This window comes from Mesorhizobium sp. M2C.T.Ca.TU.002.02.1.1 (genome assembly GCF_003997225.1).
This window is the reverse complement of the sequence record NZ_RZTO01000264.1, coordinates 1-7318: the sequence shown is the minus strand read 5'-3', so window position 1 is coordinate 7318 and position 7318 is coordinate 1. Positions and strand designations below refer to the sequence as shown.

Genomic DNA, 7318 nt, shown 5'->3' with positions numbered 1-7318 from the left:
CCCGCCACACCGTGTTGCCGACGTCGTCGGCAATCAGCAAGGCGCCTGATTTGTCGACAGCAACGCCGACCGGACGGCCCCTCGCCTCGCCCTTGTCGTCGAGGAAGCCGGTGACGACATCTTGCGCCGTGCCGTTCGGATGCCCGCCGCTGAACGGCACGAAGACCACCTTGTAGCCGTTGAAGCGGGAGCGGTCCCAGCTGCCATGCTCACCGACAAAGGCGCCGCCGCGATAGGATTGCGGCAGATTGCTTGCGGTGTAGAAGGCAAGCCCGAGCGGCGCGACATGCGAGCTCAGCGCATAGTCCGGCGGGATGGCCTTGGCCACCATGTCCGGCCGCTGCGGCATCACGCGCGGATCGACATGCTGGCCGTAATAGCTGTAGGGCCAGCCATAGAAGGCGCCGTCCTTCACCGAGGTCATATAGTCCGGCACGAGGTTCGGCCCGAGCTCGTCGCGCTCGTTGACCACCGTCCAAAGCGCCTTGCTCTCAGGCTCGAACGACAGGCCGTTGGGATTGCGCAACCCGCTCGCGAAAATCCGCGAGCGGCCGGTGGCGCGGTCGACCTCCCAGATCGCGGCGCGGTCCCTCTCGGCCTGGATGCCGTTCTCGGTGATGTTGGAGTTCGAGCCGACGCCGACATAGAGCAGCGAACCGTCAGGGCTCGCGACCAGGCTCTTGGTCCAGTGGTGATCGATCGGCCCGCCCGGCAGTTCCGTCAGCACCTTGCCAGGCGCTGTGATCTTGGTGTCGCCCGGCTGGTAGGGATAGCGCACGATCGCGTCCGTGTTGGCGACATAGAGATCGTTGCCGACCAGCGCCACGCCGAAGGGCGAGTTGAGATGGTCGAGGAACACGCCCTGGTAATCCGGCTTGCCGTCGCCATTGGTGTCGCGCAAGAGCGTGATGCGGTTGCTCGGCCCGGTGTCGCCGCCCGAGGTGACCCAGCTTTCGACCCAGGCCATGACGATGTCCTTGGGCCGCTTGACCGATGCTTCGGCGGGCGCCGTCGATTCCACCACCAGGACGTCGCCATTGGGCAGCACATGAAGCGAGCGCGGATGCTGAAGACCCTTCGCCAGCGCCTCGATCTGCAGACCTTGCGCGACGGTGGGCTTTTCGTCGTTTTTCCAGCCGACCACCGAGGCCAGGTGCATCGGCGGGAACAGGTATTGGTTTATCTCCGGCAGCTTCGGATCGGGGCCGATCTGTGCGTTCGGATCGGTATTGTCGTCGCTGCAGCCAGCAACGCCCAGGGCCATTGCGCAGCAAAGCGCCGCGATCGGCCATCTGATCGCGCTATCAAACCGTCTCATCGGCCACTCCTACATGATGGCGATAGACCAGCCCCCAGCCGAGCCAGCCGGTGAAGAGCAGGATGATCACCACCAGCGCCGAGAGGATCAGCCCGGTCGGCACCACGGATGTCCAGGCATCACGGGTGTGGATGAGCATGTTGAAGAAGGACAGAATAAGCGCGACGAGGTTGCCTGCCATGTGCAGCCATGCCGTCGGCTGAGCGCGGATCCTGCGGCTGCCAAGAAAGTCGGTAAGTCCCGCGATGGCAGCCAGAATGCCGACAATGACGCCAACGGTCAGGAGCCAGGCCGAGAAGTTGGCCCAGCTCATCTCGGCTGTCCACCAGTAGGCGAGATCGGTGAGCAAGGTCCCGACGAAACAGGCGATCGGGACGGTGACGAGCATGGGATGGATGGGATGGCCTGCTATGCTTGCCGTGGATCGCGGATTGTCCATGCGAACGCTCCTTTCCGCGCTGCTGTTGAAACTCAACAGCGCGAAAAGGCGAATGTTCCGCCGGAAATTCTCGCGCTCACCAGAAGGTGAACGCTCGACTCTCAGCCACGGCCAACGCGGAATAGACCGTTCGAGAGTGACCGGGGGCGTACCTTATCAGAGACGATAATCACGCAAGCCGCGCGGCATGCCACTCGAGGTGATCGTCCATGAAGGTCGAGATGAAATTGTAGGAATGGTCGTAGCCTTCCTGCATGCGCAGGGTGAGGTCGATCCCTGCCTTCTTGCATGCTTCTTCCAGCAGCCATGGGCGAAGACCGTCCTGCAGGAAACCGTCCGCCGCGCCTTGGTCGACCAGGAATTCCGCAAAACGCCTGCCATCCTCGATCAGCAGCGTCGTGTCATAGGCACGCCAGCTCTTTTCGTCCGATCCGAGATATTTCTCGAAGGCCGGCCGCGACCAGCCGGCCGTCGATGGCTGCACGATCGGCGCGAAGGCCGAGCAGCTCCGGTAGCGCTCCGGATTTTTCAGCGCGATCGTCAGCGCGCCATGTCCGCCCATCGAATGACCGAAGATGGCCTGGCGCGACAGGTCGGCTGGAAAATTGGCGGCGACGAGCGCCGGCAATTCCTCGGTGATGTAGGAATACATGCGATAGTTCTTCGCGTAAGGCTCTTGCGTCGCGTCGAGGTAGAAGCCGGCGCCGCAGCCGAACTGCCAATTGTCCTTCTCATCGGGGACGTCAGATCCGCGCGGGCTGGTGTCGGGACAAACGACGATGAGCCCGAGCTCGGATGCCAGGCGCCGGTACTCGCCCTTGTCCATGACATTTGCGTGCGTGCAGGTAAGCCCCGACAGGTACCACAGGACCGGGAGCGGCCCGTCCTTGGCCTGGGGCGGCACGAACACCGCAAAGGTCATGTCGCAGGCGCAGACCTCGGAAGCGTGCGAATAGACGCCCTGGACGCCGCCATGCGATTTCGATGTGGAAACGACCTTCATCGTTCTGCCTTTCGTCAGGAACTCTTGATCCGGCATAACCGCCGGCCGGGGCTCGTGCAACCTTGCACCTCGGCAAACTATACGGGCGGTGCGACGAAGCTACGTCCGGCTAGCCCGCCGGAGCAATCAGGTCCGGGTCAATTTGCTGAAAACCGGGCACTCCGCAAAGCTTCAGGCCGGTTGCGATTTCCTCAAGCAAAATATCCAGCACGCGCTCGATGCCGGCCTGTCCCGCCACCGCGCCGAATAGCGCGGCCCGGCCGATTGCCGCTGCCGCCGCTCCGCGTGCTTTTGCCTTGATGACGTCCATGCCCGTTCGGATGCCGGAATCGATCAGGATCGGAGCCCGGTCGCCGACGGCCGCATGCACGGCCGCGGTCGCATCGACGCTCGCGATCGCGCCGTCGAGCTGCCGGCCGCCATGATTGGACACCCAGATCCCGTCCGCGCCCTCCGCGATCAATCTCACGGAATCGTCCGGATGCAGGACGCCCTTGACGATCAGCGGCCCCTTCCACCAGTCGCGGATCGTGCGGAAGTCGGCCCAATCGAAACCCGCATGGAGATTGCGGCCGACGCGCGCGGCGATCGTCAGCCCCGCGCTGGTGTCGCCGAGATAGCCGCGGACATTCTCGAACTGCGGCAAGCCGCCGCGAAGCAGGCGAAACGACCAGCCCGGATGCGCAATCCCTTCGATCATGTGCCGCAGCGAAGGCCGTAGCGGGATCGAAATCCCGTTCCTCAGATCCTTCTCGCGCTTGCCGCCCGCCTGGAGATCGACGGTCACGACCAACGCCGAATAGCCGAACTCTTCAGCCTGCCGCACCAGTCGGCGGTTGAAATCGAAATCCTTCAGCACATAGAGCTGGAACCAGAGCGGTCCCTCGACGGCCTTTGCCATTCGCTCGATGCCGGTCGTCGCCATGGTCGACAGCGTGTAGGGGATGCCGCGCGCCGCCGCCGCTTTGGCGATTGCGATGTCGGCGCCGGGGCGCACGAGCGCGCAGGATCCCATCGGGCTGATCACCAGCGGCGTCGGATAGGTCCTCGACCACATCGAGGTGGTCAAATCCGGCTGCGACACATCGGTCAGCACGCGAGGCAGCAGCCGAATGCGTTCGAAGCCGGCGCGGTTGTCGCGCAAGGTCAGTTCCTGACCTGCCCCGCCGTCGACGAACTCGAAGACCGATTTCGGCAACCGACGGCGCGCCAGCCGGCGAAAATCCTCCACCGATACGCAGCGATCGAGCCGCCCCATCGCCTCAGGCCGCGAGCCGGCCGCAAACGGTCCCGGTGATCTCGGCGGTAGATGACCTCCCTTTTAGATCCGCGCTGAGCAGCCCGTTTGCCAGGCACGTTTCCGTCACGCGGCGGATTTGTTCGGCGGCATCAATCAGCCTTTCGTCGTCATGTCCACGGCCGAGCCAATCGAGCATGGCCGCCGCCGACAGGATCGTGCCGTAGGGGTTTGCGATCCCTTTGCCGGCAATGTCCGGCGCGGAGCCATGGGCGGCCTGGAAGAAGCCGTTTGCGTCGCCGACCTCCGCCGAGGGCGCCATTCCCATTCCGCCGACCGTCGCCGCCGCCAGGTCCGACAGGATATCGCCGAACATGTTCTCGCTGACGATGACGTTGAAATGGCCGGGCTTCAGCACGAGGTGCATGGCCATGGCATCGACCAGCGCATGTTCCGTCGCGATGTCGGGATAATCCTTCGCCACCTCATCGAACACCGAGCGGAAAAAGGCATAGCTGCGCAGCACATTGGCCTTGTCGCAGCAGGTCACTCGTCGTACGCCGTCGCGCGGCGCGCCGTTCGACTGTCGCGCCAGTTCGAAGGCCTTGCGCACGATGCGCTCGATGCCGGTGCGCGTCTGCACGAGCGTGTCGACCGCCACCTCGCTGCGCAGCAGCGCCCCTGCCCCGCGCGCCGCGTAAAGCCCCTCGCTGTTCTCGCGCAGGATGACGTAGTCGATGTCGCCGGCCTTCACACCGCTGAGCGGGCTGGTCACGCCCTCGAAGAGCCTGATGGGGCGGATGTTGGCGTAGAGGTCGAGCTCGAAACGGAGCCTCAGAGTGAAGTCCAGACCCGCTTCCGTGCCGTCCGGATAGACCACGCCGGGCAGGCCGCCGGCGCCGTGCAGGATCGCATCCGCCGCGCGGCAGGCCTGGAAGGTCGGCTCGGGAAAGCTCTGCCCGGTCTTCAGGAAATGCTCCGCCCCGGCGGGATACTCGGTGAACTGCAAAGGGCAGCCCGACCCGAATGCCGCCTTCACCACCTCGACCGCCGCTGCGCAGACCTCGGGGCCGATGCCGTCGCCGTGCACGACCGCGATCTGGTAGACATCCTTCATCGCCAATCCTTCAGGAACCGCAAACAGTCAGATGCATTTGCCGCCGTCGACATTGAGGTCGACGCCGGTGATCATGCTGGCTTCGTCGGAGCAGAGGAACGCGGCGGCGTTGCCCATGTCCTGCGGCGTTGACAGCCGGCCGATCGGAATGGTGGCGACGACGCGGGCGCGGTTTTCCTCGCCGGAGCCGATGAAGGTGGACAGAAGCGGCGTGTCGCCGGCAACCGGGTTGATCGCGTTGACGCGGATGCCGAACGGCGCGAGTTCCACCGCCATCGCCCGGGTGGCGGCGATCGCCCAACCCTTCGAGGCGTTGTACCAGGTGAGGTTCGGGCGCGGCGATACGCCACCCGTGGAAGCGACATTGAGGATGGCGCCCGATTTGATCGATTTGAAGTGCGGCACCACAGCGCGGGCGCCGTTGTAGATCGAGCGCATGTTGACGTTGGCGATGCGGTCGAACAGGCCTTCGTCCATCGTCTCCAGCGGCAGCGGCGGCTGCGCGACGCCGGCATTGTTGACCAGTATGTCGAGGCCGCCGAAGGCAGATCGCGCAAGGTCGGCGGCCGCTGCAAAACTCTCCAGTGTCGAAACGTCGCCCGTGATCGGTCGCACCTTGTCGCCGGCTTCGCCACTGACGCGCGCGGCCGCCGCCTCGTCCCGGTCCATCAGCACGACCGACGCGCCTTCCTCGACAAACTTCTTGACGATGCCTTCGCCAAATCCCGAACCGCCACCGGTGACGATGGCAACCTTGCCAGCAAGTCTCATATCTGTTCCTCCGTTGCCGGAACCATCGGGGAAGACGCGCGCGTTGCACAGTCCGATTATCTGAACGCCCTTTTAGCTTTCCTTGTTTGAGGTCGCCGGCAGCGGGAGTAATAGTCGCGTCGGAATCGTGAGGAGGAGATGATGACGCTGAACTTCGACCCGAGGGCGAAGGCCACCACGCTCTACCATGGCGAATTCCGGCCGATGTTCATCGGCGGCAAGTGGGTCGCGGCGCAATCCGGGGACGTGATGCAGGCGCTGAACCCGGCGACTGGCGAAGTGCTGGCGACTGTTCCGCGCGGCGGAGCCGCCGATATCGACGCGGCGGTGGCCGCCGCGCGGGCCGCCTTCGAGGGGCCTTGGTCCAAATTCTCGCCCTACGAGCGGCAATGCGTGCTGCTCAGGATCGCCGACCTGTTCGAAAAGCACTGGGAAGAGCTCAGCGTCTCCGACACGCTCGACATGGGCCTGCCGATCACCCGCACGCTGGCCAACCGGCGCCGGGTCATCGGCATGCTGCGCTTCTATGGCGGCATGGCGACCGCGCTGCATGGCGAGGCGATCGACAATTCCATCCCCGGCGAGATCGTCACGTTCACCCGGCGCGAGCCGGTCGGCGTCGTCGGCGCGATCATCCCCTGGAATGCGCCCACCGCCGCCTCGATCTGGAAGATCGCGCCGGCTCTCGCCACCGGCTGCACCATCGTGCTGAAGCCGTCGGAGGACGCGTCGCTGACGCCGCTGCTGATCGCCAAGCTGATGCAGGAAGCCGGCGTGCCCGATGGCGTCGTCAACATCGTCACCGGGACCGGCGCGGAGGCTGGCGCGCGGCTGGCCGAACATCCGGATGTCAACAAGATCGTCTTCACCGGCTCGACGTTGACCGGCCAGGCGATCGCCCGCGCCGGCGTCGCCAACCTCAAGCGTGTTTCACTCGAGCTCGGCGGCAAGTCGCCGATCATCGTCTGCCGCGACGCCGACATCGACAAGGCCGTGCCGGTCGCGGCGATGGCGGTGTTCGTGCATTCGGGTCAGATCTGCATCGCCGGCTCACGCCTGTTCGTGGCGCGCGAGATCCATGACGAGTTCGTGCGCCGGGTCGCCGAGTTTGCCGGCAAGCTGCGCATCGGCCATGGCATCGAGGCGGAGACCGAGATCGGACCGCTGATCAATGCCAGGCAGGCCGGCAAGGTGGAAAGCTACATCAAGTCCGGCAGCGACGAAGGCGCCCGGCTGGTCGCCGGCGGATCGCGGCTGACGGGCGAGCTCTATGATGGCGGCAACTTCATCGCGCCCACCGTCTTTGGCGCGGTGTCGGACAAGATGACCATCGCGCGCGAAGAGATCTTCGGGCCGGTCATCTCGGCGATGCCTTTCGACACTTTGGACGAGGTTGTCGCGCGCGCCAACGCAACGTCCTATGGCCTTGCTGC

7 protein-coding genes are annotated in these 7318 nt (G+C 65.0%); 1 reads left to right on the top strand and 6 read right to left on the bottom strand.

The window, feature by feature from the left end:
• From EOD07_RS15900 to EOD07_RS15875, 6 genes are all read right to left on the bottom strand, one after another.
• On the bottom strand, positions 1-1318 hold a 1318-nt coding region (locus tag EOD07_RS15900), incomplete at its 3' end, for a sorbosone dehydrogenase family protein (RefSeq protein ID WP_164772276.1).
• Positions 1305-1757, bottom strand: coding sequence for a DUF2231 domain-containing protein (locus tag EOD07_RS15895; protein WP_127236151.1), 453 nt, complete (start codon positions 1755-1757; stop codon positions 1305-1307). The genes EOD07_RS15895 and EOD07_RS15900, both read right to left, overlap by 14 nt.
• 169 nt (positions 1758-1926) lie before the next feature.
• Positions 1927-2760, bottom strand: coding sequence for an S-formylglutathione hydrolase (gene fghA / locus EOD07_RS15890; protein WP_127236150.1), 834 nt, complete (start codon positions 2758-2760; stop codon positions 1927-1929).
• A gap of 109 nt (positions 2761-2869) precedes the next feature.
• Positions 2870-4018 (bottom strand): alpha-hydroxy acid oxidase, encoded by a 1149-nt coding sequence (locus tag EOD07_RS15885; RefSeq protein WP_127236149.1) that lies wholly within the window; start codon positions 4016-4018, stop codon positions 2870-2872.
• A 4-nt stretch (positions 4019-4022) separates the two neighbouring features.
• Entirely contained in the window at positions 4023-5114 is a 1092-nt protein-coding gene (locus EOD07_RS15880) for an isocitrate/isopropylmalate dehydrogenase family protein (protein WP_127236148.1), read from the bottom strand.
• Positions 5115-5141: 27 nt separating this feature from the next.
• Complete coding sequence (locus EOD07_RS15875) at positions 5142-5885, bottom strand: glucose 1-dehydrogenase (protein ID WP_040983959.1); 744 nt, start codon at positions 5883-5885, stop codon at positions 5142-5144.
• A 141-nt stretch (positions 5886-6026) separates the two neighbouring features.
• On the opposite strand from EOD07_RS15875, the gene EOD07_RS15870 reads away from it, so the two are divergent.
• Positions 6027-7318 (top strand): aldehyde dehydrogenase family protein (locus tag EOD07_RS15870; protein ID WP_164772275.1); only part of this gene is annotated, 1292 nt, incomplete at its 3' end.

What these genes read in the sequence shown, in the direction of transcription:
- EOD07_RS15880 (WP_127236148.1), bottom strand. Translation starts at nt 5,114, where the DNA reads ATGAAGGATGTCTACCAGATCGCGGTCGTGCACGGCGACGGCATCGGC.
- EOD07_RS15885 (WP_127236149.1), bottom strand. Translation starts at nt 4,018, where the DNA reads ATGGGGCGGCTCGATCGCTGCGTATCGGTGGAGGATTTTCGCCGGCTG.
- EOD07_RS15875 (WP_040983959.1), bottom strand. Translation starts at nt 5,885, where the DNA reads ATGAGACTTGCTGGCAAGGTTGCCATCGTCACCGGTGGCGGTTCGGGA.
- EOD07_RS15895 (WP_127236151.1), bottom strand. Translation starts at nt 1,757, where the DNA reads ATGGACAATCCGCGATCCACGGCAAGCATAGCAGGCCATCCCATCCAT.
- fghA (WP_127236150.1), bottom strand. Translation starts at nt 2,760, where the DNA reads ATGAAGGTCGTTTCCACATCGAAATCGCATGGCGGCGTCCAGGGCGTC.